20 protein-coding genes and 1 pseudogene are annotated in these 26,154 nt (G+C 65.2%); 10 read left to right on the plus strand and 11 right to left on the minus strand.

What is annotated here, in order from left to right:
• Positions 1-118 precede the first annotated feature (118 nt).
• Positions 119-1,333 (plus strand): S8 family serine peptidase, encoded by a 1,215-nt coding sequence (locus tag D2V04_RS13695; RefSeq protein WP_228766446.1) that lies wholly within the window; start codon positions 119-121, stop codon positions 1,331-1,333.
• Between the two features lie 84 nt (positions 1,334-1,417).
• The gene (locus D2V04_RS13700) at positions 1,418-2,275 is read left to right on the plus strand and encodes a PRC-barrel domain-containing protein (RefSeq protein WP_119514223.1); all 858 of its coding nucleotides are present in this window, start codon (positions 1,418-1,420) and stop codon (positions 2,273-2,275) included.
• A 213-nt stretch (positions 2,276-2,488) separates the two neighbouring features.
• On the opposite strand, the gene D2V04_RS13705 is transcribed toward D2V04_RS13700, so the two are convergent.
• The 4 genes from D2V04_RS13705 to D2V04_RS13720 all read right to left on the minus strand — a co-directional run bounded on the left by D2V04_RS13705 (position 2,489) and on the right by D2V04_RS13720 (position 6,799).
• Complete coding sequence (locus D2V04_RS13705) at positions 2,489-3,508, minus strand: glycoside hydrolase family protein (protein ID WP_119514224.1); 1,020 nt, start codon at positions 3,506-3,508, stop codon at positions 2,489-2,491.
• 114 nt (positions 3,509-3,622) lie between these two features.
• The gene (locus tag D2V04_RS13710; RefSeq protein WP_119514225.1) at positions 3,623-4,264 is read right to left on the minus strand and encodes a 2-dehydro-3-deoxy-6-phosphogalactonate aldolase; all 642 of its coding nucleotides are present in this window, start codon (positions 4,262-4,264) and stop codon (positions 3,623-3,625) included.
• Positions 4,261-5,130 carry a 2-dehydro-3-deoxygalactonokinase gene (locus D2V04_RS13715; protein WP_119514226.1) on the minus strand — a complete coding sequence of 290 codons (870 nt, stop codon included), beginning with the start codon at positions 5,128-5,130 and terminating at the stop codon, positions 4,261-4,263. The genes D2V04_RS13710 and D2V04_RS13715 overlap by 4 nt, the downstream gene beginning before the upstream one ends.
• Positions 5,131-5,140: 10 nt before the next feature.
• Complete coding sequence (locus tag D2V04_RS13720; protein ID WP_119514314.1) at positions 5,141-6,799, minus strand: sodium/sugar symporter; 1,659 nt, start codon at positions 6,797-6,799, stop codon at positions 5,141-5,143.
• Between the two features lie 163 nt (positions 6,800-6,962).
• Between D2V04_RS13720 and D2V04_RS13725 the strand changes: the two genes are divergently transcribed.
• Positions 6,963-7,703: a FadR/GntR family transcriptional regulator gene (locus D2V04_RS13725; RefSeq protein WP_119514227.1), complete on the plus strand. Its 741-nt coding sequence runs from the start codon at positions 6,963-6,965 to the stop codon at positions 7,701-7,703.
• An 11-nt stretch (positions 7,704-7,714) separates the two neighbouring features.
• On the opposite strand, the gene D2V04_RS13730 is transcribed toward D2V04_RS13725, so the two are convergent.
• From D2V04_RS13730 to D2V04_RS13755, 6 genes are all read right to left on the minus strand, one after another.
• Entirely contained in the window at positions 7,715-8,746 is a 1,032-nt protein-coding gene (locus tag D2V04_RS13730) for a glycoside hydrolase family 43 protein (protein ID WP_119514228.1), read from the minus strand.
• Between the two features lie 110 nt (positions 8,747-8,856).
• Positions 8,857-11,592 (minus strand): TonB-dependent receptor, encoded by a 2,736-nt coding sequence (locus tag D2V04_RS13735; RefSeq protein ID WP_119514229.1) that lies wholly within the window; start codon positions 11,590-11,592, stop codon positions 8,857-8,859.
• A gap of 150 nt (positions 11,593-11,742) precedes the next feature.
• Positions 11,743-12,909, minus strand: a complete 1,167-nt coding sequence (locus D2V04_RS13740) for a cellulase family glycosylhydrolase (protein ID WP_228766447.1) — start codon at positions 12,907-12,909, stop codon at positions 11,743-11,745.
• A 37-nt stretch (positions 12,910-12,946) separates the two neighbouring features.
• Positions 12,947-14,107, minus strand: coding sequence for an aldose epimerase family protein (locus D2V04_RS13745; protein WP_119514230.1), 1,161 nt, complete (start codon positions 14,105-14,107; stop codon positions 12,947-12,949).
• A 70-nt stretch (positions 14,108-14,177) separates the two neighbouring features.
• A complete protein-coding gene (locus tag D2V04_RS13750; RefSeq protein WP_119514231.1) occupies positions 14,178-15,035 on the minus strand; it encodes an SMP-30/gluconolactonase/LRE family protein in 858 nt (285 codons plus the stop codon).
• Positions 15,032-16,828: an IlvD/Edd family dehydratase gene (locus tag D2V04_RS13755; RefSeq protein ID WP_119514232.1), complete on the minus strand. Its 1,797-nt coding sequence runs from the start codon at positions 16,826-16,828 to the stop codon at positions 15,032-15,034. Before D2V04_RS13755 ends, D2V04_RS13750 begins: the two co-directional genes overlap by 4 nt.
• 162 nt (positions 16,829-16,990) lie before the next feature.
• Here D2V04_RS13755 and D2V04_RS13760 point away from each other — a divergent pair, with 162 nt between their 5' ends.
• From D2V04_RS13760 to D2V04_RS13775, 4 genes are all read left to right on the plus strand, one after another.
• Positions 16,991-17,935: a Gfo/Idh/MocA family protein gene (locus tag D2V04_RS13760; RefSeq protein WP_228766448.1), complete on the plus strand. Its 945-nt coding sequence runs from the start codon at positions 16,991-16,993 to the stop codon at positions 17,933-17,935.
• A gap of 37 nt (positions 17,936-17,972) precedes the next feature.
• Positions 17,973-18,542 (plus strand): septal ring lytic transglycosylase RlpA family protein, encoded by a 570-nt coding sequence (locus tag D2V04_RS13765; RefSeq protein WP_119514233.1) that lies wholly within the window; start codon positions 17,973-17,975, stop codon positions 18,540-18,542.
• Between the two features lie 81 nt (positions 18,543-18,623).
• Positions 18,624-20,048 (plus strand): MFS transporter, encoded by a 1,425-nt coding sequence (locus D2V04_RS13770; RefSeq protein WP_119514234.1) that lies wholly within the window; start codon positions 18,624-18,626, stop codon positions 20,046-20,048.
• 58 nt (positions 20,049-20,106) lie between these two features.
• Positions 20,107-21,195 (plus strand): tetratricopeptide repeat protein, encoded by a 1,089-nt coding sequence (locus D2V04_RS13775; RefSeq protein WP_119514235.1) that lies wholly within the window; start codon positions 20,107-20,109, stop codon positions 21,193-21,195.
• A gap of 81 nt (positions 21,196-21,276) precedes the next feature.
• Here the strand turns inward: D2V04_RS13775 and D2V04_RS13780 are convergent, their stop codons facing one another.
• A complete protein-coding gene (locus tag D2V04_RS13780; RefSeq protein ID WP_119514236.1) occupies positions 21,277-22,515 on the minus strand; it encodes a dicarboxylate/amino acid:cation symporter in 1,239 nt (412 codons plus the stop codon).
• A gap of 190 nt (positions 22,516-22,705) precedes the next feature.
• Here D2V04_RS13780 and D2V04_RS13785 point away from each other — a divergent pair, with 190 nt between their 5' ends.
• From D2V04_RS13785 to D2V04_RS13795, 3 genes and pseudogenes are all read left to right on the plus strand, one after another.
• Positions 22,706-24,343, plus strand: a complete 1,638-nt coding sequence (locus tag D2V04_RS13785) for an N-acyl-D-amino-acid deacylase family protein (protein ID WP_119514237.1) — start codon at positions 22,706-22,708, stop codon at positions 24,341-24,343.
• A 45-nt stretch (positions 24,344-24,388) separates the two neighbouring features.
• On the plus strand, positions 24,389-25,270 hold the full coding sequence (locus D2V04_RS13790) for a LysR family transcriptional regulator (protein WP_119514238.1): 882 nt from the start codon (positions 24,389-24,391) through the stop codon (positions 25,268-25,270).
• Between the two features lie 74 nt (positions 25,271-25,344).
• A pseudogene (locus D2V04_RS13795) lies at positions 25,345-26,154 on the plus strand (IS3 family transposase); the annotation flags it as partial.

Below are 26,154 nucleotides of genomic sequence, written 5' to 3' on the forward strand. Positions count from 1 at the left end.
GCCTCTGCCTTCCAGGGATTAAACGGATCACGACACGCGTTTCATCCATGCTTAATCGCTTTCGCGAGACAAGGGACAGCCGATGCACCGAATTTTTCTCATTTCCGCGGCCTGCGCCTTGATCGCCGCGCCCCTGTCCGCGCAGATCGCGCTGCCGGGCGTGCAGGTGCCGGACGTCGGCGGAGTGCTCGGCACCACCACCGACGTGCTCGATCGCACGACGCGTGATCTGCGCGGCACGGTCGAGAAGCTGGCGCGCGACCGGCTGCGGACCATCGACCGGCTCGTCCGGCGGCACGGCGACGTGATCGAGCGCGATTCCCGCGGTGCGCCTGCACGGCGAGGGGAGATCCTGGTGATGGACGCCTCGGCCGAAGCGCTGGCCGCAGGCGAGGCGGCGGGCTTCACGGTCCTCTCGCGAGAGGAAATCGAAGGTCTCGGGTTCACGGTCGTCCGGCTGCAAGTGCCCGATGGAGTGGATCTCACCGAGGCCGAAGAGACTTTGGCACGGCTGATGCCGCAGGCGAGCGTCGCGCCGGACAATCTGCACTTCCAATCGGGCGCCGCGACTCCCTCCGTCAGCGCTCCGCCCCTCCCACTGGCCGCCTCGGCAGCGGCGCGCGGCGGGGCGCCGGTCGGCGTGATCGACGGCGCGCCGGGCAAGGCGGCGCGGGTTGCAGAGATCCGCGGCTTCGCGAAAGGTGCGCCCTACCCGAGTAACCACGGCAGCGCGATCGCCTCGCTGCTCGCCCATGCCGGGGCCGGCCCGATCCGGGTTGCCGACGTTTACGGAACCGACGATGCAGGCGGCAACGCGCTGGCCATGGCCAAGGGGCTGGGCTGGCTGGTCGGCACCGGTTCGGAAGTGGTGACGATTAGCCTGGTCGGCCCGCGCAATCCGGTGCTGGAGCGTGCGATCGGCGCCGCGCAGCGCAAGGGGGTAGTCGTGGTCGCAGCCGTGGGCAACGGCGGCCCTGCGGCGCCGCCCGCCTATCCCGCATCGTACGATGGGGTGGTCGCGGTGACCGCGGTCGACGGCAGACGCCGCGCGCTGATCGAGGCGGGGCGCGCGCTCCATCTCGACTACGCGGCGCCCGGCGCCGACATCCACGGCATCGATGCCGAGGGCGACCGCGTGCGCCTGCGCGGCACCTCGTTCGCAACCCCGCTCGTTGCAGCGCGGGCTGCGCTGGCGATCGGGCGCGGCCGGGCGTGGCGCACCGCGCTCGACGCGCAGGCTGAGGACCTCGGGCGCGAGGGCCCGGACGAGACCTATGGCCGCGGCCTGATCTGCGGGTCCTGCGAAGGCGTGCCGAAAAAATCTCGCGACTGATGGATTAAGCGCCGCGCGGCGTCCGTTTCCCTTTCAAGCGAACGCATCCCCCTCTCGCGTTCGCCGGAAAGAAAGGGATATGCCATGAAGAACCTTCTTCTCGCAGCTTCGGCTCTCACACTGTTCGCCGCTCCCGCGCACGCGCAGCTCCTCGGTGGCAGCGGCGGCGCACTCGGCGGCCTCGGCGGCACGGTGAACGGCGCGATCAATTCGACCCTGCGCACGTCGACCGATTCGATCCGCACGACCACCCGCAGCACGACGCGCGGCGACGTCCGCACGCGGGGCGAGCAGCGCGTCGACACCCGTTCGGGCGAGGTCTCAGTCGACCGCTCGCTCGATACCGATGTCGACGCCGCGGCTTCGCAGCTGCTCGACAGCACCGCCGGTTCGGCGAGCGGCAATGCCTCTGCTTCGGGCAGCGCCTCGGGGTCGGGGAGCGCCAACGCCCAACTCCTCGGCACGGACGCGGTTCGCGGCCTCGCCGCGCAGGGCGTCGCCACGGCAGGTGAAGGCGTCGCCACGGTCCGCGGCAGCGCCACCGGTGCGACGAGTGCGGCAGGTGATCTCGCCGGCTCGGCCAGCGGCAGCGGCTCGGCCGCGGGTTCGGCGGCCGGATCGAGCGCGGCTGGGCTCGGCTCCGGCATGCTGGCTGCTGCCGGCAGCGCGGCCGCTGCCGCCGACGGCGCCTTCTCGGTCACCCCGGGCATGCCGGTCGTGACGCCGGACGGCGCGCAGCTCGGCACGGTCAGCGATGTGGTCGCCGACCAGCAGGGCCGCGTGCAGCAGGCGCTCGTCGCCACGCCCGACGGAACCGCCGCCATCCCCGCGGCCGATCTCAGCGCCAGCGGCAACGCCCTGGTCGCCGGCTCCGGTACCGTCTCCGCCGTCGGCGAAGGCGCAACCAGCTCCGCGGTGCAAGGCGACGCGTCCCCCCGTTAACCCGTCCTTGCCTTGCGAACCGGAGGGGCGGTCGAGCGAGAGCTCGGCCGCCCTTTTTTGTGTTCCGAGACAGCGTGGCCGCTAGTCCGGCGCGCGCTGTCCGCCTGCGATATTTCGATGGAGACCGGATCGCCGATGTGGATCGGCACCGGGCCGAAGTGCAATGGTCCAGTCAGGCACAGCCGCCCGCTAAACGAGGCCGGTAGCGCCACCTCAGTTCGGGAACGCCTTGACCAGCGCATCGTACTGCGCGCGGCTGATCGGCAGCATCGAGCCGTGCCGCGCGCCGGGCGTCATCTCGTAGCGGTTCCACTCGGGGACCCCCGAATTGCCCGAGACCTGATACCAGGGCCCTTCCAGCCGCGGCGCCATCGAGAGGCCGTAGCTGGTCCCCGCATACTGCTCGTAATAGAGATACCAGTCCTCCCCGTCCGGCGCGCGGATCAGCGTCGGCGCTTCGCGGAAATTGGGGCTCAGCGGCGGGCCCGGCTCGGGGAACGGACCGGTGAGCGTGGGCCCGCAAGTGATGCGGATGGTCTTGCCCGTGGTCCAGTTGTACGACGGATAGCGCTCGTCCTTGATGATCGCGCAATAACCGCCAGCCGGGTTCGGCTGCATGATCGTGTCGATCGTCGCCATGTCCCAGGTGAACAGCCGCTTCGGCGGTGCGGTGAAGGTCTTGAGATCCTTCGAGAGTACATAGAGCGTGCGCTGGCTGGCCCAGTAGCGCTCCGGATCCTCGTCGCTGCCAGGTACGTTCGGCGTATGCCACATCAGCAGGAACTGGCCGGAGGGCTGGTCGAAGAACAACTTGGGCGCGCCGATCCGCTGGAGCGCGTGGGGATGGTTCTTCACTTTCGAAAGGTCGGGCTCGTACGTGCCGAACGGTTCCCAGCGGATCAGGTCGTCGGACACCCAGAAGCGGATCAGGGGATCGTCGTCGCTCTTGTTGCCGACGAGATAATAGCGCCCGTCCGGCCCCCGCGCGATCGAGGCGTGGCCGTGGTAGTCGGACGAGACCGGCTTCCCCTTGTTGAGGAAGGTCCAGTGCAATCCGTCGGTGCTGATCGAATAATAGAGCGTGCCGTAGTCGCCCTTCATCATGTGCGCGAAGAGATAGGCCTTGTCGGACTCCGCGGCGGGCTTCGCCTCCGCCGCTGCCTGCGCAAGCGCTTGCCCCGCTCCAAGCACGAACAGCATCGGCGCGAGCGCGCGCAGAATCCCCTTCACCATCGATGTCACGCTAGCTTCCTCCCAAGCATTTCGAGCCGATGCGAAAGCGCCGCATCCTCGGAATGACGGAAGAGTATCATTAATCTGATAAATAACAACCCGGCATGTACGGGATCAGGAAGCGCTTTCGGATTTTGCAGCAGCTACGAAGCGTTCGGCGCGTTCGCAAATCTCGGGAAGAGTCACGCCCGGCGCATAGAGGGCCGACCCGATGCCGAAGCCGGACGCGCCGGCTGCCGTCCAGGGAGCCAGCCCCTCGGGCGTGACACCACCCACCACCAGTACCGGCAGCGAGGGCGGCAGCACCGCCCGCTGCGCCTTCAGCACTTTGGGCGAGGCCGCCTCCGCAGGAAACAGCTTCAGCGCATGCGCTCCGGCGCGAGCGGCCGCGAAGGCTTCGCTGGGGGTGAAATAGCCAGGCATCGAGACCAGCCCCGCGTCCACCGTCGCGGCAATCACCGAAACGTCCGTATTGGGAGATACGATCAGTTCGCCGCCGGCATCGCGGACTTTCGCGACTTCGGCCGGGTCGGTCACGGTCCCCGCCCCCACCATCGCCGAACCCTCGAGCCGGCGCGCGAGCCGCGCGATGCTGTCGAGCGGTTCGGGCGAATTGAGCGGCACCTCGATCAGCGTAAATCCCGCTTCCGTCAGGACCTCGCCCACGCCTTCGACCTCATCGGGCCGGACGCCGCGCAGGATCGCCACCAGCGGGCACTGCGCGAAAGCGTTCCGAAACTTCGTATCAACACTCATTGCACCAAATCCCAAATTAACCGGACGCCGTTGACGAACGCGGCGTGGCTGTCGACGATCGTTGCCTCGCCCCCGAACGCGGCGACCGCGCGCGCATAGAGCCGGCCGAGCTCGGGGCCGGCAAGAATGAACGGGCTCGCGCCCGCGGCATGTGCGGCGACATCCGCGCCGATCAGCAGGCCGCTGGCGTAGGACGCCGATTCCTCGCGCGACCGCCTGCCGAGCAGCACGTCTGCCCGCACGCCGAACAAGTGCGCCAGCAGATTGGGCGAGCGCGCCCGTTCGACCCCGGCGAGGAAGGCCGCATCGTCTTCCGCCGCGCGGTCGATCTGGCCCGCGAGCAGGCTGTGATCCTTCAGGAGAGCGAACATCTCGCCGGTGATGGCGGTGGTGAAGCGGGTGATTGCGCCGTCGGCGACATGGGCCCATTTGCAATGCGTCCCGGGCTGCGCGAGGAGCGCGGTCGAGGGGACCTGTCCGGCCGCCACGGCGCCGAGGAATTGCACTTCCTCGCCGCGCATGGTGTCGGCGCGATCGTCGCCTTCGAACGAGAGGCCGGGGACGATTGCGATGCGGCCCGGCTCGATCCAGCGCAATGCCGCGGCCAGGTCCTCGATCCGGGCGGGACACGGTACGTATCCGGCGTCGACCCATCCGCGATCGGAGCCGACCATGCCCGCGCACAGCATCGGCAGATCGCCGAGCCGCCGCCGGATCGCGGCAGCCTCTTGCACAAACCCCTCGCGCCCGACCTTGACGACGCCGTGGTCGTCCCGCTCGGTGTGCTCGACCGTGCCGTACTCGCCGATGACGAACACGCGCCGATTGGTCGTGCCCCAGTCGACAGCGAGGAAGCGTCCCTTCATCGCCGCTCGCTCACCACCAGGTCGCATAGAGAGCGACGAGGATGGCGATCACCCCGAAGGCGGCGGCATTGAAGCCGGCGGTCGTTCGATAGCTGATCCCCGTGGTGGTAATCCGGTCGCGGCCGGCCGCGCTCGGCATGACGAGCGACAGGACGACCGCCAGAGCAAGCGCGATCACGAACACCAGGCCCATCCGGTTCATGAACGGAAAGTCCGGCATGAACTCCTTGAAGGCATAGGACAAGGCCACCGATGCGATCGCCGCGGCAATGGCGCCGGCTTCGCTCGCCCGCTTCCAGAACAGGCCGAGCAGGAAGATCACCGTGATCCCCGGCGTGAAGAAGCCCGAGAACTCCTGGATGAACTGGAACGCCTGGTCCGACCCGCCCAGCAGTGGCCGCGCCGTGAGCAGCGCCAGCACCGTCGCGGCCGCAGCGGCGATACGGCCGACCAGGACGAGGTGCTTCTCGTTGGCAGCGAGCAGGCTCTCGTCCTCGGCCGGCGGATAGGGCTCGTGCGTTGTCGCATCGGGATCGCCCGCCACGCGCTCCTCGTCTTCCGCACGCGTCGCCACGCGGCGGTACTTGGCATAGAGGTCGAGCGTGAAGATCGTCGCGATCGAGTTGATCTTGGAGGCGGTCGAAGCGACCACGGCGGCCATCAGCGCGGCGAACACCAGACCGAGCAGACCGGGCGGCAGATAGTGCATCATGGTCGGGTAGGCCTCGTCCGCCGGATCGAGCCCGGGGGCGAGGATCACCGCCGCAAGCCCCGGCAGCACGACAACCGCCGGCATCAGCAGCTTGAGGAAGGCGGCGAACACGACGCCCTTCTGCGCTTCACCCAAGCTGCGAGCGGCCAGTGCGCGCTGGATGATGTACTGGTTGAAGCCCCAGTAACTGAGGTTGGCGATCCACATGCCGCCGACGAGAACGGCGATACCGGGGAGCTCCTGATAGCCGAGCTCGCCCGGCTCCAGGATCATGTTGAACTTCTCGGGCGCCTGGTCGAGCAGTGCGGTGAAGCCGGCCCACACGCCCTGTCCGCCACCGACTTCGTTGAGCGTCAGGCCGGAGATGATGAGCCCGCCGAGCACCAGCAGCGTCACCTGGACGATGTCGGTCAGCGCCACCGCCTTGAGGCCGCCGTAAAGCTGGTAGAGGAGCGCAAAACCGCCCAGCGCGTAGAGGGCGACATCCTGATCGACGCCCGCGACCTTGTTGACCGCGATCGAACCGAGCCAGACGATCGAAGTGAGGTTCACGAAAATGTAGAGCGCGATCCAGAAGATCGCCATCAGCGTGCGGATCGTCGGGCCGTACCGCTGTTCCAGGAACTGCGGCATCGTGTAGATTTCGTTCTTGAGGAAGATCGGCAGGAAATACTTGCCGACGATCAGCAGGGTCAGCGCCGCCATCCATTCGTAGGACGCGATCGCCAGCCCGAGCCGATAGCCGGCGCCGGACATGCCGACGATCTGCTCGGCGGAGATGTTGGCGGCGATCAGTGACGCGCCGATCGCCCACCACGGCAGATCCTTGGACGCGAGGAAATAGTCGGAGCTGTTCTTGGTGTGTCCGCCCTTCTCGCGTGACACCCATTGCGCCAGCCCGAAAATGCCGATCGCATAGATGACCACCACGATCGCATCGATGGCTGCTAGATCCAAAGTCGCCTCCCGTCCCGAACTCTTGTGTTCTGCCCGGCCCATACGATAATGCGCCGAGCAACAGGCGGTCTATTTATATGATCTATAGGACTTGTCCAGCGGCCACGTGCCTGCCTATATGCGGTGCAATGGACCGGGACATCACGAGGAGGATAGCAGCCTGATGACGGCGATGGACCCGGCGGACGTGCGCACGCAGCTCGGCCGCAACCTTACTTACGGCATGCTCGATACGCTGGGCCGCGCGATCGTCATCGGCAGCTATCAGGACCGCGTCTTCCCCACCGAGGCCGAACTGGCGAAGGAATACGGCGTCAGCCGCTCGGTCACGCGCGAAGCGGTGAAGATGCTGACGGCCAAGGGGCTGCTGAGCGCCCGCCCGCGGCAGGGCACGATCATCCAGCCGGCGACGTCGTGGAATCTGTTCGACACCGACGTGCTGCGCTGGCTGCTCGAGCGGAAATTCTCGGTTGAGCTGCTGCGGCACTTCAACCAGCTTCGCGTCGCGATCGAGCCCGAAGCCGCCGCGCTTGCGGCCACGTATGCGGCGCCGTCCGACCTCGAGGCGATCGATGCCGGGCTCAAGCGGATGCGCGCAGCCGAGCAGGGCAACGACGACACGCTCGACGCCGACATCGCCTTCCACGTCGCCGTGCTGCGCGCATCGGCCAACCCGTTCTACGCGCAGTTCCGCGATGTCGTCTCGACGGCGCTCAGGACCTCGATCCGCTTCACCAACCGGATCAAGGGCCGCTCCGCCAGCGTCGACGACCACGCCGCCGTTCGCGATGCGATCGCGGCGCGGAAGCCCGACGCCGCCCGCAAGGCGATGAAACGGCTGATCGGCGATGTTCTCGAACTCATCGAAACCGCCGACGACGAGCCGGAGCCTACGGCCGGCTGATCAGCCTCCCGTCATTCCGAAACGCCCGGCGGTGCGAGCGGCGTATCAATGGCAACGGGCTCTCCGAACACCGGCACGCCCTCTGTGTCCCATTCGAACCGCTGAATCCGCGGCGAGCGTTTGCTCGTGCATTGCATGTCGGGCCCGGGATTGGCGTGATAAATGATCCAGTTCTCTCGCCCGTTGCCTGCCGTAAAGAAGCCGTTGTGGCCGGGTGCATAGACGCCGTTCTCCGGTGACTTGTGGAAGACCGGCTCCGGCGACTTCGTCCAGACGTCCGGATCGAGCGGGTCGCTTCCGGCAGGTGCCGAGAGCAAGCCGAGCGCATAGTCGTCGGACCAGCAGGCGCTCGCCGAATAGCTGAGGAACAAGTCGCCGTCCGGGCCGAGCAGGAACTCGGGACCTTCGAGAATCTGGCGGCCGCCCTGCTTCTCCCAGGCATGTTCCGGGCGAGCGATGATCGCTTCCTCGCCCTCGAGCGTCCACGGGTTCGCCATGCGCGCGATCGCGAGCACGCTGTCAGGCCCCACATAGGGCGAATAGACGAAGTAGCGCTTGCCTTCGTACGCGAAGGTCGTGCCGTCGATGCCGTTGTAGCGGGTGTTGACGCGGCCACGGTCGACCCAGGTGCCGGTCGTCGGATCCTCCGCGCTATTCTCCAGCACGAACACGCCCCGATGGGCGTCGTTGTCCTGCCCGCTCGCCGCCGCGGTGTAGTAGACGTACCACTTGCCGCCTATCCGGTGCAGCTCGGGCGCCCAGATCGAAACCGCGTTGGGACCGGTCGCCGGCGGGCGCCAGATCACCGTGGGCGAAGCCTCGGCGAGCCGGGCCATATCGCGCGTCTTGCGCATCTCCAGCCGGTCTCCGCTGGTGTTCATGTAGTAGAACACGCCCCCATGCTCGGTCACCCAGGGGTCGGGCCCGGACGGCAGCAGGGGGTTGGTGAACGTGCGCGGTGCGGCAGTCGCACAGGCCGCGAGGAGCCCGCAGGCTGCGACGGTCAACCAACTGGTGCGGCGCTTCTTCTTCGGATCGGACATGCGCAATCTCGCTCGGATAAAGAAATGGGCGGCACGGAGGCCGCCCAAGGGAGAGAAAGAGCGCCGCCGGACGAACCGGCAGCAGTTCATGAGAGCGGCGAACCGCCGCGTCAGAATTTCACCCGGACGCTGGCACCGTAGAACGTATCGTCTATGCGGATGTCGTGCGGGTAGGCGGGGGTGTCGAAATAGCTGAGATACTTGCCTTTCAGCACGTTCACCCCTTCGAAGTTGACGGTGATGTTCTCCGTCACGTCGTAACCGATCGAGAAGTCGAGACGGCCGTTCGGACGCACGTAGTTGAAGTAGATCTGCTGCTCCGGAACCAGCAGCTGCGTGAACGTGCCGTCGTAGTAGCGATCGCGCCAGTTGTAGGCGACGCGAGCGTGGAGACCGTACTTCTCGTATAGCGCGCCCACGTTGTAGGCGTGCTTGGACACCCCGCCCAGCGCCTTGCCCTGGAGTAGGTCGCCTTCGGTAAGAACCTCCGTATCGGCGTATGTGTAGTTCGCGAACACGCCCAAGCCGTCAAATCCGTCCGGCAGGAAATCCAGGAAGTACTGACCGCCGACTTCGAAGCCCTGCAGCCTCGATGAACCCAGGTTGCGCGGGCGATTGATGTCGTAGGTGATGCCGTCGATCACTTCCTCGGCGACGTTCCGGGCGACCCGATCCTTGATGTCGCGGTAATAGACGCCCGCCGCGATATAGGAGCCGCGGCCGAAGTAGTACTCCAGCGTGGCATCGTAGGAATCGGCGACCTGCGGCCTCAGGTTCGGATTGCCGCCCGTGCCGCTCGGACGGATGTTCGCATTCGACGGGACGGAATATGTAAGGCCCGGATTGAGGTCGGCGAACAGCGGCTGAGCGATCGTCCTGGCATAGCTGGCGCGGAACTGAAGCTCCGGCGTCAGTTGAACACGGATGCTGGCGTTGGGCAGGAACTTCTTGCTCGACGAACTCGCCTTCACCGGGGTGAGCACGCCCTCGCCGTCAGGTGACGTCACGACCCCCGTACCCTCGATCGTGCGGTCGGTAATGACGTAGCGGCCGCCGATCAGTCCATCGATGGGAATGGTTCCGACGTCGAAGGCGTAGCGGCCCTGCAAATAGAGCGCCATCGTCGATTCGTCCGCGTCGAAGCTGCGCGTCGGGCTGTCTTCCGGATCGCCCGGGGCCCCGCCATAGAGCGCGCGCAGCACGTCGGTATTCTCGCGCAGGAAGTCGGGATCGGGCGTAATCCAGTGCTGCCCACCGTTGATGACCGGGATCGTCGCCGGCGATTCGATCAGGAAGTCCGCCGGCAGCCCCGAATTGGCGACGAGACGGTCGGCCATGTTCGATGCCGGCGGTCCGCCAGCCAGATTGCCGCGGAAGGTCGCATTGCGATCCGCATAGCGCACGCCGAACTGAACCTCGTCGAGGAACGAGCCGACCTCATACGAGCCGTCGAACATCGCCTGGGTGATCGTGCTGTTCGAACGCCTGTAGTCCTGGAACAGGCTGTTGATGAACATGAAGCCGTCCGGATCGCCGACAGGGTTGCCGACCATGTCGGTCGTGCCGTGCCGGTCGTCGTTGATATCGACGTCGACCTGCTCGATCCGCTTGCCGATGTCGACGATCGTCGTCCGGTTGTTGGTCTTGCTCTGGAAGCGCGAGATATCGAGCCGCAGATTCCACGGGCCGTCGGTAATCTTGATGCCGCCCGCCAGCATATACTGGTCGGTCTTGTCGCGCTTGGCCTGGGTGCTGGTGTTGCCGGGCACGTTGTTGAAGGTGGCCGAACTGCCGATGCAGAGATCCTGGATATCGGCGGAGTTGGGGTCGCGGAAACCAGCGGGGCTGACCGGTGCCTGGAAGCACAGATCGGTCGCCTCGACGTTGCTGATGCTTTCCGCCGCGAAGATGTCGGAGAAGATGAAGAACGTGCCGAATTTCGCTCGGTAGCCCGAGTAGAGACCGTCGAGGTAGAGCTCGACGGTGTCGTTCGGGCGCCACTGGAACGCAGCGTTGACCTGGGGCCGCTGATACTTGCCGGTGTCGGTCAGTCCGCCGACGCACGTGGGCAGGACTACGCCGTCACCGCCCGGAGGGCCGTTGCTGCCCGAGCGCGGGTCGCAGTTGAACGAGATCGGCCGGTTGAAGCTGTTGTCGGAATAGGAGAGGTTGATGAGCGCGCCCATCTCCCCATCGCCCGCATCCCAGCGGCCGCCGATCAGGACGCCGCCGTTGTAGCTCAGCTCGTCGGCGTTCTCGCCATAGGTGGCGCGGCCCAGCGCGCTGACCGTCAGGCCCTGATCGAGGTCGAAGGGCTTGCGCAGCCGCAGGTCGATATTGCCGGCAATGCCGCCTTCGATCTTTTCCGCGGAATTGGACTTGTAGACGTCCGCCCGTGCCAGCGCCTCGGCCGGCAGGTCCTGGAAGGCGAAGCCGCGCCCGACGCCGGTGAAGATCTCGCGCCCGTCGAGCGTGGTGATAATGTCGCCGATGCCGCGGATCAGCGGATTGACGATCTCGTTGTTGAAACCGTTGACCACCTGCACGCCTGGCACGCGCTGAAGCGCCGCGGCGGTCGTCGTATCGGGAAACTTGCCGATGTCCTCGGCGACGATGGAATCCACCACCATGTCCGAGTTCTGCTTGATCTCGGCCGCGCGGCTGAGACTGGCGCGAATGCCGGTGACGACGATGAGATCTTCCTCGCTCTCGGCCGGCAAATCGGCCGAGGCCTCAACCGACTGAGAGCTGGACTGAGGCTCCGCAACATCTTGCGCGAAAGCCGTTCCCGACCAAGCGATCGCGAGCAGCGAAGCCGAACGGAGAATGCCCTTGGACCAAATCATGATGATGTTCTCCCCATACCGCGTGGCGGTGTCCCGGTTTTTTCCGGTGTTGCGCCAATCGTAACGCGGCTGAAATAGTCTTACAAGTAGTATTTGTAGGATAATTGACGACGGATGCGAGCACCCTCGCTCCGGCGCTCAGAGCCGACCTCAGTCCGTTGCGATGACCGCCGGCTGGGTCGGAGTCGGAGGCACGACGCCCTTCGGCGCCGCGGTCAAACGCTTGATCAGATCGACCTCGGCCTGGCGATAGGGCGTGCCGTCGGTGTGAAGCACGTCGTGGAACCAGATCGTCGGCTCGTCATAGGTGTACGGCTTCTTCCAGCTATCCCAGGGCAGACGAGTCTGCGACTCCCCGTCGACAAAGCCCCAGTTGTACATCGCGATGTTGAGGCGCTTTGCGATCGGCAGCGAGCCGTCGAAAGTCGAACCGTTGCCGCGCGCCATGTACTCGGTGCACAGTACAGGCCGGCCGTAGCTCAGCATCTGCTGCGCCCGCCGCTCGAACTGTTCCGGCCAGTTGTAGTCGTGGAAGCTCATCACGTCGGACTCGGCGAGTTGGATCTTCTCGACCGCGTCGCGCTTCTCCATCCGGTGCCAGTCTTCGCCGGTCCACAAGCCGCTGGTCAGCGGCTGGGTCGGATCGGCGCTGCGCGCCCATTCGAACACGTCGTCGAGAAGCCCGGCGACCATTTGCTTCTTGTTCGGTGTGGGCGCGTAGTTGCCGCCGCCGTCGTTGTTCGGCTCGTTCCAGACATCCCATGCGAGGACCCGGTCGTCGTTCGCGAAGCGCCCGACGACATCCTTCACATAAGCTTCCAGCTTGTGGTGCTGGCTCTTGTCCGCGAGCCGTTCCGCGCCCGGCGCCTGGACCCAGCCCGAGTTGTGGACGCCCGGGATCGGCGGATGCTGCGCACCGGCGACCGGATGTGGATCCCAACAACTGTCGAACAGCACGAACATCGGCCGGATGCCGTGCTTGGCGGCGATGGTCAGGAACTGGTCCATTCGCTGCTTCAAACCCTCCGGATCGTTCTCCCACAGCAGGTTGTGCAGATAGACCCGCATGGTGTTCATGCCGAGATCCGCTGCCCAGCCGAGCTCCTTGTCGATCGTCGCGGGATCGAAGGTTTCGGCCTGCCACATGTCGAGTTGGTTGATCGCGGTCGCCGGATTGTAGTTCGCGCCGACGAGCCACGGCTGCTGGTCGTACCAGGCATTCGCTTCCTGCTTGGTCCAGATCTCCCGCGCCTCTGCAGGCGCGGCCATCGCCACGACCGAGGCCGCCGCGAAGAACAGAGTCATCGAACGCTTCATTGGGATCTCCCGTATTGTTCTGTGCGGTCTGCGCGTGTCAGCGCGCCGCCTTGGCCTGTCCGCTCGACAGGCGGTAAATCATGACGTTGCGATAGGTCTCGCCGGGCTCCAGCCGGCCCGAGCCGAACGTCGGCTGGTTGGGCGTATCGGGGAAGAGCTGCGGCTCGAGCACGATGGTATCGCCCTGGCGGTAGATGCCCTTCGACTTGCCCGCGATGGTGCCGTCGAGGAAATTGCCCGAGTAGAACTGCAGACCCGGCTGGTTGGACCAGAGCTCGAAGCTGCGGCCAGAAACCGGTTCCTCGACGCGCGCCATCAGGCGCGGCTCGTCGGAAACTGTCTTCGCGATGACGAAGTTGTGATCGTAGCCGCGGCCATAGACGATCTGCTGATCGCTCGCGTCGCGAACGCGCTCGCCCACGGCATGGGGTTCGCGGAAGTCGAACGCCGTGCCCTCGACCGGGCGGAATTCGCCCGTCGGGATCAGCGTCTCGTCGACCGGGGTATAGTGATCCGCCGGAATGGTGAGCACGTGCCCCATGGCGCTGCCCGCCCCTTCGCCGCGCAGGTTCCAGTACGCGTGATTGCTGATGTTGACGATCGTTGGCTCATCCGTCGTCGCGCGATACTCGATCGTCAGCGCATTCTCCTCGTCGAGCGAATAGATCGCGAACACCGTCAGCTCGCCAGGGTAGCCCTGATCGCCGTCGGGGCTGACATAACGCAGGGTCGCCTTGGCGGTCGGCCCGTCTTCGACCGAGACGACCTCCCACAGCACTTTGTCGAAACCGGTTGTGCCGCCGTGTAGCGAGTTGGGACCGTTGTTGACGGGCGTCTCGTAGGTCTTTCCATCGAGCGCGAACCGCCCTTTGGCAATCCGGTTCGCGAAGCGGCCGACGGTCGCGCCGAAGTATTCAGGCTTGGCCAGATAGCCTTCGAGCGTGAGATAACCGAGCTGGACGTCCGCCTTCTCGCCGTTGCGGTCGGGCATGATCAGCGACTGGAGCGTCGCGCCCAGGCTGATCACGGTCGCCGACACGCCCTGCTCGTTCGACAGCGTCACCGCGGTGACCTCGCGCCCGTCGGGCAGCGTGCCGAAGCTTTCCTGCGATGCGGTCGCGGCGAGTGCTGCGTTCGGCATACCCATCGCGATTCCCGCCGCGGCCGCAAGCGCGGCTGCCTTTGCCTTGAGCGTCATCTTCTCCCTCCTGATGCGAACCGTATCAACGGCCTCCTGCCGAGTAAAGCAGTTTAATATGATAAATGAGCTAACCTGCATATTTATGGGGCGCGAAGCCGCGCCGCCCGGCCTCGACTTCGAACAGGGCACCGCCATGCTCTTCCGCTACGCCGTCGGCAGCGGAGGTCACGAACATCCGGTCGAGCGCGTCGCCGGCGAAGGCGCAGCTGGTGATCTGCGAGGCCGGCAGTTCGATCGCTTCGTCCGGCCGGCCGTCGGGGGAGAAGCGCAGCACGCGCGATGCGCCCCAGCACGTGACCCAGAGGCCGCCGTCGCTGTCGAAGGTCATGCCGTCAGGCGTGCCCCATCCGCTCTCGAATTCGACGAACAGCTCTCGCTTGCCCAGCACACCATCGGCGTCGACGGGGAAGCGGTAGATCAGGCCGAGCCCGCTGTCGGTGTGGTAGATCCAGTCGCCCTCCGGCGCGATCGCGGGGCCGTTGGCAATGCGGTACCCGCTGTCGACCCGGGTCACGCTCCGATCTGGATCGAACCGGTAGAGCGCGCCGTCCGGCCGGTCAGCGGTCAGCGGCATGGTTCCCGCCCAGATACGCCCGGCCGCATCGGCCTTGGCGTCGTTCATCCGATTATCGGGCCTATGCGGTTCGGGATCGACGATCGGATTCACCCGCAGGGGATCGAGCGAGAGTTCGGCGAACCCGCTTTGCAGGCCCGCGATGAAGCCCGGCCGCTCGCGCCGCTCGATCACCCAGCCGATCATCTCGGGAACCGACCATTCCTCGACCGCGCCATCGCCCAGCGACAACCGGTTGAGCCGCTGCCCCAGGATATCGACCCAGAACAGCGATTGGGTGCCGGGCGACCACAGCGGCCCTTCCCCCAACTGGTCGCGGCGGGCGCGATCGATGAGCCGGACGCGGGTCAATGGCTGTCGCGCGGCAGGCCCTTGGCCGCGATCCGCTGATACTTGACTGCTGGCTCGAGCACCGCACCACCGTCGAACTGACCGACGATCCCGCGCTGAATCTCCTGCCAGGGCGTCTGCGACTCTGCGATGGCATAGCCGCCCGCGGCCTCCAGCGCGGCCCGGCGGCGGGTGAGCTCGATATCGTCGACAAGCATGTTCACCTCGCGCCGCTTCAGATCGACTCGAATGATGTCGCCTGTTCGAAGAAGTGCAATACCACCCCCTGCCGCGGCTTCGGGCGAAGCGTTGAGGATCGACGGCGAGCCGGACGTGCCGGACTGCCGCCCGTCGCCGATACACGGCAGCGCTTCCACCCCGGCGCGGATCAACGACGCCGGGGGCCGCATGTTCACCACCTCGGCCCCTCCGGGAAAGCCGATCGGTCCGGTGCCGCGGATGACCATGATCGTCCGGTCGTCGACGCCGAGCGCAGGATCGTCGATCTTCGCATGATAATCCTCCGGCCCGTCGAAAACGACGGCCCGCGCCTCGAAGGCGTCCGGATCGTCCGGGTCGGAGAGGTAGCGCGCCCGGAACCACTCGGAGATGACGCTCGTCTTCATCACCGCGGTATCGAACAAGTTGCCGCGCAATACCGTGAGCCCCGCGGCGGACTTCAGCGGAGCGCCGAAGCGGCGGATGACCCGCTCGTCTTCGGGTTCGGCATCGCAGTTGTTCTCGGCGATCGTGCGGCCGTTGGCGGTCAGCGCCTCACCGAAGATCAGGCCCTCCCGGAGCAGTTCGCCGATCACCGCCGGCACGCCGCCCGCGCGGTAGAAGTCTTCGCCCAGATACTCGCCCGCCGGTTGCAGATTGACCAGGAGAGGGATCTCCGCCCCGTGCCGCTCCCAATCGTCGAGCGACAACTCGACCCCGATGTGCCGGGCGATTGCGTTCAGGTGGATGGGCGCGTTGGTCGATCCGCCCAGCGCGGAATTGACGCGGATCGCGTTGAGGAAGGCCTCGCGCGTGAGGATGTCCGACGGCTTGCGGTCCGCGGCAACCATCTCGACCACGCGCCGTCCGGTTTCCCAGGCACACTGCTGCCGGTCGCGGTGAGGCGCCGGAATCGCCGCCGAGCCGGGGAGCGCCATCCCCAGCGCCTCGGTCAGCGAATTCATCGTGGTCGCCGTCCCCATCGTGTTGCAAAAGCCCGTCGACGGGGCGGAGGACGCGACCAGCTTGATGAAGCCCTTGTAGTCGATCTCGCCCGCGGCGAGCATCTCGCGGGCCTTCCAGATGATCGTGCCCGAACCGACACGCTCGCCCTTGTGCCAGCCGTTGAGCATCGGCCCGACCGACAGCGCGATCGCGGGAATGTCCACGGTCGCGGCAGCCATCAGGCAGGCCGGCGTGGTCTTGTCGCAGCCGATCGTCAGCACGACGCCGTCGATCGGGTAACCATGGAGAACCTCGACCAGGCTCAGGTAGGCGAGATTGCGGTCGAGCCCCGCCGTGGGGCGCTTGCCGGTTTCCTGAATGGGGTGAATCGGAAACTCCAGCGGAATGCCACCAGCGTCGCGAATCCCTTCCTTCACCCGCTCCGCCAGCACGACATGGTGCCGGTTGCACGGGGCCAGATCGCTGCCCGTCTGGGCAATGCCGATGATCGGGCGATCCGACTGCAGTTCTTCGAGCGAGAGCCCGTAGTTCAGATAACGCTCGATATAGAGCGCCGTCATGTCGGGATTTTCCGGATTGTCGAACCACGCGCGGGAACGAAGGCGCGGGCGATCCTCACCTGCGCTCATTGCGACGCCATCCGCTGAAATTCGTGTCCGAGCCAGGTCATTCCCCCTCCAATCCATCGGCCGCGTGGGATACGCCGGCCGGTAACGCATCCGGGTTGATTACCAAGCCGGTTTGAATTTATAAAGCGTATATATCCGATAAATTAGGGGAGGGAAGAACCGATGCAGCACGACGGCGATGGGCAGATGCCCATACGGCTGGCGCTCGTCGGCATCGGCAAGATCGCGCAGGATCAGCATATTCCTGCGCTGCAGGCCAACAAATCGTTCGAGCTGGTGGCGGCGGTTAGCAGAAGCGGCGGGATCGAGAACCTTCCGTGCTTCGCGGATATCGGCGACCTGCTCGCGAGCGGTCTGGACGTGGAGGCCGTATCGCTCGCAACGCCGCCTCAGGGCCGGCACGCGATCGCCCGCGCCGCGCTGGAGGCCGGACTGCACGTCATGCTCGAAAAGCCGCCGGCAGCGACGGTGAGCGAGGTTGCCGACCTGGCAGCGCGCGCGAGAGACGCGGGCGTGGCGCTCTTTGCGACATGGCATTCACGCGAAGCCGCCTCCGTCGATGCCGCCCGCAAATGGCTCGCAGGCAAGACCCTGCGCTCGGCGAGAATCGATTGGAGGGAAGACATCCGCGTCTGGCATCCGGGTCAGGAATGGATTCTCCAGCCCGGTGGGCTCGGCGTGTTCGATCCGGGCATCAATGCCCTGTCGATCGCGACCGCGATCCTTCCCGAGGCCCTGCTGCTCCAGTCGGCCCGGCTCGAATTTCCGGCCAACCGCCAGGCGCCGATCGCCGCCGAGCTTTCGCTTCGCAGCGGTGAGACACCAGTCGAGGCCGCGTTCGACTTTCTGCAAACGGGGCCGCAATCGTGGGACATCGTGGTTGAGACCGACGCCGGCCGCCTCGTCCTGTCGGACGGCGGTCAGCGGCTCGCTATTGATGGCGCCGAAGTATCGGCAGGCGCCAACGAGGAATACCCGCGCCTCTATCGCCGTTTTGCGTCGCTCGTTCGCGAGAACGCGAGCGACGTCGACCTGACACCCCTGCAACTCGTCGCCGACGCATTCCTTCTCGGCGAGCGCATCGAGGCATCCCCGTTCAGCTTCTGACTTTATCCCGGCGCCCGCTGCAAGTACGAGCGGATGGATGGGGAGACCTTCAGCACCGCGGATCGTAGCCGCAGCGGCGGTGGTTCTGACGCTGTCGGCCTGTGCGGGCGGCAATTACAGGCCCGTGAGCGACAGTCCCGTGAGGATTGGCCAGCCGTACACGGTGCGCGGCATCACTTACGCGCCCGCCGCTGCGCCGGGCTATGACTCGCTGGGATACGCCAGTTGGTACGGCAGCGAGTCCGGCAATCAGACCGCCAACGGCGAACGCTTCCGTGCCGACTGGATCACCGGGGCGCACACCACGCTTCCCCTGCCAACTTACGTCGAGGTGACGGCACTCGATACGGGCCGCCGGATCATCGTCCGTATCAACGACCGGGGTCCGTTCGCCCACGGCAACCGCATCATCGATCTGTCGCGCGGCGCGGCCGAGGAGCTTGGCATCAAGGCGCGGGGCATAGCTCCCGTGCGTGTGCGCCGCGTCGAACCTTCGGAGAAAGACCGCAAGCGGCTTCGCGAAGGCAAGCCCGCTGGCGCGCTGAGGCCTGTGCCGCAGCAGGAGTTGCAACAGCTTCGGGCGCGCCTGTCGAACCGGGGCCGCTAGGAAAAACGTATCGGCGAGCCACAAGGCGCATTGCTGGTGGAAACCATTGCGCCGCGGCGCGGGGCGAAGGATAGGCAAGCGATGCCTCGCCCGGATCCATTTCATCTGATTCTCGCCAACAATCTGGTGCAGAACGTGGTCAATTTCACGGTCTGGTTCGCGCTGGTGTTCTGGGCCTTTCTGGAAACGCGCTCGGTATTCGTCACCGGCATGATCGGTGGCATCTACCTGGTGTTCACCGCAGGGTTCGCGATCTGGTTCGGTAGCCTGGTGGATCATCACCGCAAGAAGCGTATCATGCTGGCATCCAGCGCCGGTTCCTTCGTTCTTTATGCCGGTTCCCTCGCTGCCTATCTGCTGGCACCCGAAGGCACGCTGGCGCTGGTCGACGGCGCGCCGCTCTGGGGCTTCATACTTCTGGTGATGCTGGCCGTGATCTGCGGCAATATCCGCATGATCGCGTTGCCGACGCTGGTCACCGCGCTGGTCGAAGAAGACAGGCGCGACAAGGCGAACGGGCTGGTCGGCATGGTGACCGGGATCGGATTCCTGCTCACCTCGGGCATAAGCGGCTTTCTCGTCGCCTGGGACGGGATCCGGGGCACACTGATGCTGGCGATCGCCGTCACCGCGCTCGTCTTCCTGCACCTCCTGACGGTGCACATCGACGATCCCGAGCCGGCCTCCTCCGCGCCGGGCGGGCGCAAGCATGTGGACCTCAAGGGCACGATCGGCGTGGTCGCCGCCGTGCCGGGGCTGTTTGCGCTGATCTTCTTCGCCACCTTCAACAACTTCCTCGGCGGCGTGTTCATGGCACTGATGGACGCCTACGGCCTGTCGCTGATGGACGTGCAGGCCTGGGGCATCCTCTGGGCGGTCGCCTCATGCTCGTTCATCGTCAGCGGCTTGACCATCGCCCGGACTGGCCTGGGAAGAAACCCGCTGCGCACGCTGCTGCTGGTCAACCTGATGGTCTGGACGGTGGCGAGCGTGTTCACGATCCAGTCCTCGATCGTGCTGCTGGCGGTCGGCTGCGTGATCTGGTTGTTCCTTGGCCCCTACGCCGAGGCCGCCGAGCATACCACGCTCCAGAAAGTCGTGCCCTACGAGCGGCAAGGGCGGGTGTTCGGCTTCGCGCAGTCGGTGGAGCAATCGGCCGCGCCGCTGACGGCGTTCCTGATCGGTCCGCTCACCCAGTTCCTCGCGATCCCGTTCATGACTACGGGCGCCGGTGCGGAGTTGATCGGCGAGTGGTACGGCACGGGGCCGGAGCGCGGCATGGCGCTGGTATTCAGCACCACCGGCGTGCTCGGCGTGGTGATGACACTGATCGCGTTCGGCTCGCGGCAGTACCGCCAGCTTTCGGCCACTTATGCAGGCACGGCGGACGAAAGCGTGCTCCCCGCTCATCCAGCGGAGGGAATAGTGGAGAGCTTCTCGGCCCTCAGCACTGCGGACGGGACCGAACCTCCGCAAGTTCCTCCCGGAAGGGGAGGATCAGGGTGACCGAAATCGCCGTAATGACGCTGGCCCCAGACCAGGGGCTCCGATAGACTCCGCATCCATGGCTTGCTTCACGCGGATCGCTGCGCTGCCTTTTTGCCCGCTCGCCTTGATCGCCACCTCCGCGCCGGCGCAGTCATCGTTCCCCTCCGAGCCGCCCGCACCCGGCCAAACGCTGCTCGAGTGGAGCGATCCGCCGATCCTGAAGCATGACATTCCGCCAGAGCGCCGGAATGACGTCGCCAGCTGCGCCGAAGCCGACGAAACCCGACTGGAAGAGGTCGCGCTGACGTGCTGGCCGGTACTCCAGGCTTACAAGCTTTTCCTCCGGATGGATTTCGCGGCCGGGGAACCGTCCCGCGATCCGCAGACCAATCGGCACCTCGCGCTCGGTTACGCCCACCAGGTGATCGACCTGATCGGGGAGCCGGTGTGGCCCCTGCAAACCCATATTCTGATGAAAGCCTATCAGCGGCAGGCGATCATGCTGGCGGAAGAGCAGCAATGGGACGCAGCGCTTACCGCCAATTCGAAACAGATCGCCGCCATTGAAGCCCTTGGAGGATATCACCGCGATTTTCGGATGGCCTTTGCTCTCGCGAAGCGATCCGACCTTCTGCTGGGCGCGGGGCGACGTAGCGAAGCGCGGGCCGTGCTGGAGCAGGCGCGCCCGCTATTGAAGCGTCCGGACGGCGCCCGCAACGGCTGGGCCTTTTCCAATCACAACGAAGCCGTGGTGACGGATGCGATCCGCCACGGCGATCTTGCCTACGCGGAGACGACACTCGATCGCTATCTCGACTATGTGCGCGGTGCGCCAAAGGGGATGCAGTTCGGCTCGATCGACGCGCTGGATCTGAAGTTATATCTCGTCGCTGGCCGCAAGGACGTGCCGGCAACGCTCCACCTGCTGGACGAGCGTAGGGCTCTATTGGCCGAGCGCGAACCGTGCTTTTACGGACGGGTTCTGTTCCCCTATGTCCTGGCTCCGGTCCGGAATGTGCCGGCCATCGCCGCACGGATCGACGAACTGCAATGTCCGGCGAGAGTGCTGGCGAAGCTGGCACGAACGCCGACGACCGGAATCGTCTCGAACAGCGGCGAAATTGTCCTTCCCAGGATTCCGGACGACGGCCTCGATCGGGACTGAGAAGCAGTCCGATGGACCGCAATGGCGCGTCGCTTGCAAGCCGGGCGGTGATCCGAACGAGGAATACCGCGCTCCAGATCGTCACACGTCGTCGGCCGACCGAAACTCCTCGACGTCGATTTCGTTGGCCATTCGTCCGACGGCAACGGCGACAGTGGCATCGCCTGTAACGTTGGTCATGGTCCGCATCATATCCAGCAGGTGATTTATCCCCGCGACAAATGCGATGGTTTCGAGCGGCACGCCAATCGAGGCGAGCACCAAACTCATCATCACAAGGCCGGAGCCAGGCACGCCAGCGGCGCCGATAGCGCCTAAAGTCGAGGTCAGGCCGATCAACAGGTAGCTCGTCCAGTGAAGGTCGATGCCGAAGGCTTGCGCTCCGAACAAGGCGATCACGCCCAGATACATTGCCGTACCGTTCATGTTGATCGTCGCGCCCAAGGCCACCGTAAAGCTGGCGATCGAGTTCGAGACGCCGAGATTTCGCTCCACGCATCGGAGCGTTACCGGCAGCGCCGCGTTGGAAGATGCGGTGGAAAATGCAACGGCCTGCGCGTCGATGATGCCCCGGTAGAAATCGATCACAGGCAACTTGGCTATCAGCCTCAGAATTGCGGGATACACGAATAGAAGGATGATCCCGCATCCCACGAAGTTCAGCAGAACCAGCTCGCTCAACGGCGCGAGCGCCGCAAAACCGAAGGTCCCGGCGACCCAGGCGATCAGCGCGAACACGCCGAACGGCGTGAGCTCCATCACCAGCATAGTCATCTGCTGCATGACTCTGGACCCCGCCTCCATCGCGCGGGCCAGCGGGGCACCTTCCTCTCCCGACAGCAGGATCGAGATACCGAACAGCACTGCGAAAACGATCAGCGGGAGAATGCTGCCCTGCGCCATCGCCATCACGGGGTTGTCCGGCACCAGGCCCACGATCAGCTCGATCAAGGACCGATCCGGCGGCGGCGCTACCGCACTTCCCGCCGGCAGGCTGATCGTGAGCCCATCCCCCGGGCGCACGATTGATGCCAGCGCCATCCCGAGCGAGACGGATATCACGGCAGTAACGAAGAACAGCGCGAGCGCCCGGCCGCCCACTTGGCCCAACCGGCCTACGTCCCCGACAGCCGTGATCCCGGAAACGAGCGAAAAGAAAATGAGAGGGACCACGAGCATCTTGATCGCCCGGATAAAGAGATCGCCAATCCAGCGCAGGGATTGCGCCTGCTCGCCGAGCAGCACTCCGGCTACGACGCCCAGAACCAATGCCAGCAGGACTCTTTTCCAGAGAGGGATCGAAAACCAAGTGCGCAACATCGTGTGCCTTCCTGCGATACGTAAGGTGCCGCCTCGAGATCTACCGCGCATAGCAAAGGCAGAAGTTCTGGCGACCTCGATCTGTAGGCACCCCTATAACCTGCACTTATGGACCCCGAAGCGGAAGGTACTTGTCTGCGCGCGTCGTCCGGGTAGCCCTTAAGGGTCCGGGTGCTGGGGGGAGGATGATATGATCTCAATTCGTGCCGCGGCCTTTATCGCCGCTACCGCCTTTTCCGTGAGCGTGTCCGCTACCGCTGGCAATACGGCCCCGGGCACGGTCGACCTGCTGATCCGCGGAGGCACCGTTTACGATGGAAGCGACAGCCCACCTTTCGTGGGCGACGTAGCAATCACCGGGGATCGGATCGTTGCCGTAGGCCCTTCCCTCGATGTCGCGGCCGCCAAGGTCCAAGATGCGCACGGAATGATCGTCTCTCCCGGTTTCATCGACGCGCATACCCATCCCGACAGCTATATTCGCTCCGACGACCCAACGGACCGGCTGAATCTGCCGTGGCTCGCCCAAGGCGTTTCGACGATCGTGATCGGAGTGGATGGATCGGGCAGCTTCAATGTCGCCAACGATCTCGCTACCCTGGAAGCTAGCGGTATTGGCACGAATGTCGCTGCGCTGGTCGGATTCGCCACCATCCGCACCAAGGTGATCGGGGAAGTCGATCGGACGCCCACGCCGGCAGAGCTTAAGGAAGAAAGAGCCCTGGTCGCCAAAGCCATGTGCGAAGGTGCGTACGGGTTCTCCACGGGCCTGTTCTATGCTCCGCAAAGCTACTCACAGACCGACGAGGTCGTGATGCTGGCCAAGGAAGCCGCGGCGCGAGGCGGGATTTACGACACCCACCAGCGCGACGAATCGAGCTACACCATCGGTCTGGTTTCCTCGGTCGATGAAGCAATCGAGATCGGTCGCCGGGCCGGGCTCCCGGTCCATTTCGCGCATCTCAAGGCGCTTGGCGTGGATGTCCACGGCCAATCGGCCGCGGTGATCGAACGCATCGAACGGGCCCGCGCCGACGGTATCGAAGTAACCGCCGATCAATATCCCTGGACCGCTTCCGGATCGAACCTGCAGGCCGCGCTCGTGCCTCGCTGGGCGGTGGATGGCGGGTATGATGCCATGCTCGAACGCTTCGGCGACTCGGCCGCCTTGTCGCGCATCAAGGCCGAAATGGAGGAGAACCTTCGGCGGCGTGGCGGGAAGGAGTCGCTGCTGCTCACAGCAACCGACCTGCCGTGGACTGGCAAGACCTTGGGCCAGATGGCCGATCAATGGCACGTCAGTCCCGTGGATGCCGCCATTCGCATCCTGTCGAGCGACGTCGAATTCGACGAGAGCAGGAATGAAGGTTCGCTCGGCCGCAGCCAGCTTGCACGCACGGCATCATTCAACATGTCCGACGGCGATGTCGAAGCCTTCATGAAGCAGCCCTGGGTCGTTACCGGATCCGATGGATCGGACGGACACCCGCGACAGTACGCGAGCTTTCCGCGCAAGTACGAGACCTACGTCAAAGAACGGGCCGTCCTCTCCCTGGGCGACTTCATCCATCGATCGACCGGCGCGACGGCGGATATCTACGGAATGGCGGAACGCGGCTATCTGCGACCCGGATATTTTGCCGATGTCCTCGTGTTTGATCCTGACGAATACGCCCCACGTGCGGATTACACGAACCCGCGAATGCCGTCCGTTGGAGTGAGATCGCTTGTGGTGAACGGAACCGAAGTCCTTCGTGATGGAAAACCGACCGGTACCGCGGCAGGGCGCGCTATGCGGCATGTTCCTCCCGAGGGAAGCTGTTCGTAAACACAGCAGATTGGTACCCCCGGCTTGGCTTGCTAAGGCCATGCGATGAAGCTTCGTCACATCGAGATATTCCACGCGGTTTATCTGAATCGCACGGTGAGTGCCGCGGCTCGCGCCCTCAACGTGTCTCAACCTGCGGTGACCAAGACGCTCAAGCATGCGGAGCAATTGCTGGGCTTCCCGCTATTCGACCGACGCGGCGGCAGGCTGGTGCCGACCGAAGATGCGCACACGATCTTCGCGGAGGTGGCGCAGATCCACGCGCAGGTCGCATCCTTACGCCAAGCCACCCGGAATCTGCGGCATGGCACCGGCTCCCTGAGAGTATCGGTCCTGCCCTCGTTGGCGTTGGGCATCTTGCCTCGTGCTGTCGCCATGTTCTCGCGCCAACATCCCGAAGTCTTCTTCGATTTGCAGACCGTTCATCACGACGGGATCGCCCGGGTTCTCTACGAGCGTGAAGCGGACATCGTAATCGCATTCGAGAAGCCTGTGGGCCTCCCGTTGATCGCCGACTGTCTCGGCGAGGGTGAACTCGGCCTGCTCTACCGGTGCGACGACCTGGCAGATGCACCGCCACGTATCCCCCTCGAAATGGTGCAGGACCGCCGTTTCATAAGTCTCGTGGAAAGCGGCCCGATCGGTGACTTGCTGCGAGCCGAACTGGGTCGGACGAAGATCGAACTCGACGAGGCTGCTTCGGCACGGACGTTCTACATCGGATCGGCTCTGGTCCGTGAAGGCCTGGGCATGGCCGTGCTGGACAATTTCACCGCGCAGGCGGCCGTCAGCGATGATGTCGAGTTTCGCCCGCTTCAGCCCGCGCTTGCATTCGACGTCTTTGCGATGACGCTGGAAAGTCGGCCGTTTTCGCACGGCGCGAAGGAGTTCCTGGAGATTTTCAAAACCTGCCTCGACGCGGCGTAGCGGTCGCCGCTGACGTGCTCCCCTGAAATGTGACCGGTATTTGGTAGAGTCCGACGCAAAGGAGTCGGACGACAATGAAGCGAAGCAGGTTCAGCGAACAGCAGATCATCGCGGTATTGAAGGAGCAGGAGGCTGGGATGCCGACTGCGGAGGTTTGTCGCCGTCACGGCATCAGCTCGGCCACGTTCTACAAATGGAAGTCGAAGTTCGGGGGGCTGGAAGTCTCCGATGCCCGGCGGCTGCGGACGCTTGAGCAGGAGAACAGCCGGCTGAAGAAGCTGCTCGCCGAGGCGATGCTCGACAACGTGGTGCTGAAGGATCTGGCATCAAAAAAATGGTAACGCCCGGCGCGAAGCGGGAAGCCGTCGCCCATGCCCGTGAGCAGCACGGGCTGAGCGAGCGTCGGGCGTGCAGTCTGGTCGGTGTGAGCCGCAGGGTGATCCGTTACGAGCCGACAAGGCCGGATGACGGGGCGCTGCGGCAACGGTTGCGCGAGCTGGCGGCGGAGCGTCGCCGGTTCGGCTATCGCCGCCTGGGCTACCTGCTGGCGCGGGAAGGCATGAAGCCCAACCACAAGAAGCTGCTGCGCATCTATCGCGAAGAAGGGTTGCGGGTGCGCCGTCGTGGCGGTCGCAAACGGGCACTGGGCACGCGCAGGCCAATGGTGCTGCCCGATGGACCGAACCAGCGGTGGTCGCTCGACTTCGTCTCCGATAGCCTCGTCTGCGGTCGCCGGTTCCGCATCCTATGCGTGGTCGACGACTTCTCGCGGGAGTGCCTGGCGCTGGTGGTCGACACGTCGCTGCCAGGCGCAAGGGTGGCCCGTGAACTGACCAGCCTGATCGGGATGCGCGGCAAGCCGCACACGGTTGTCAGCGACAACG

Origin of the sequence: Pelagerythrobacter aerophilus, from assembly GCF_003581645.1 — a bacterium.
GTDB classification, from domain to species: Bacteria; Pseudomonadota; Alphaproteobacteria; order Sphingomonadales; family Sphingomonadaceae; genus Pelagerythrobacter; species Pelagerythrobacter aerophilus.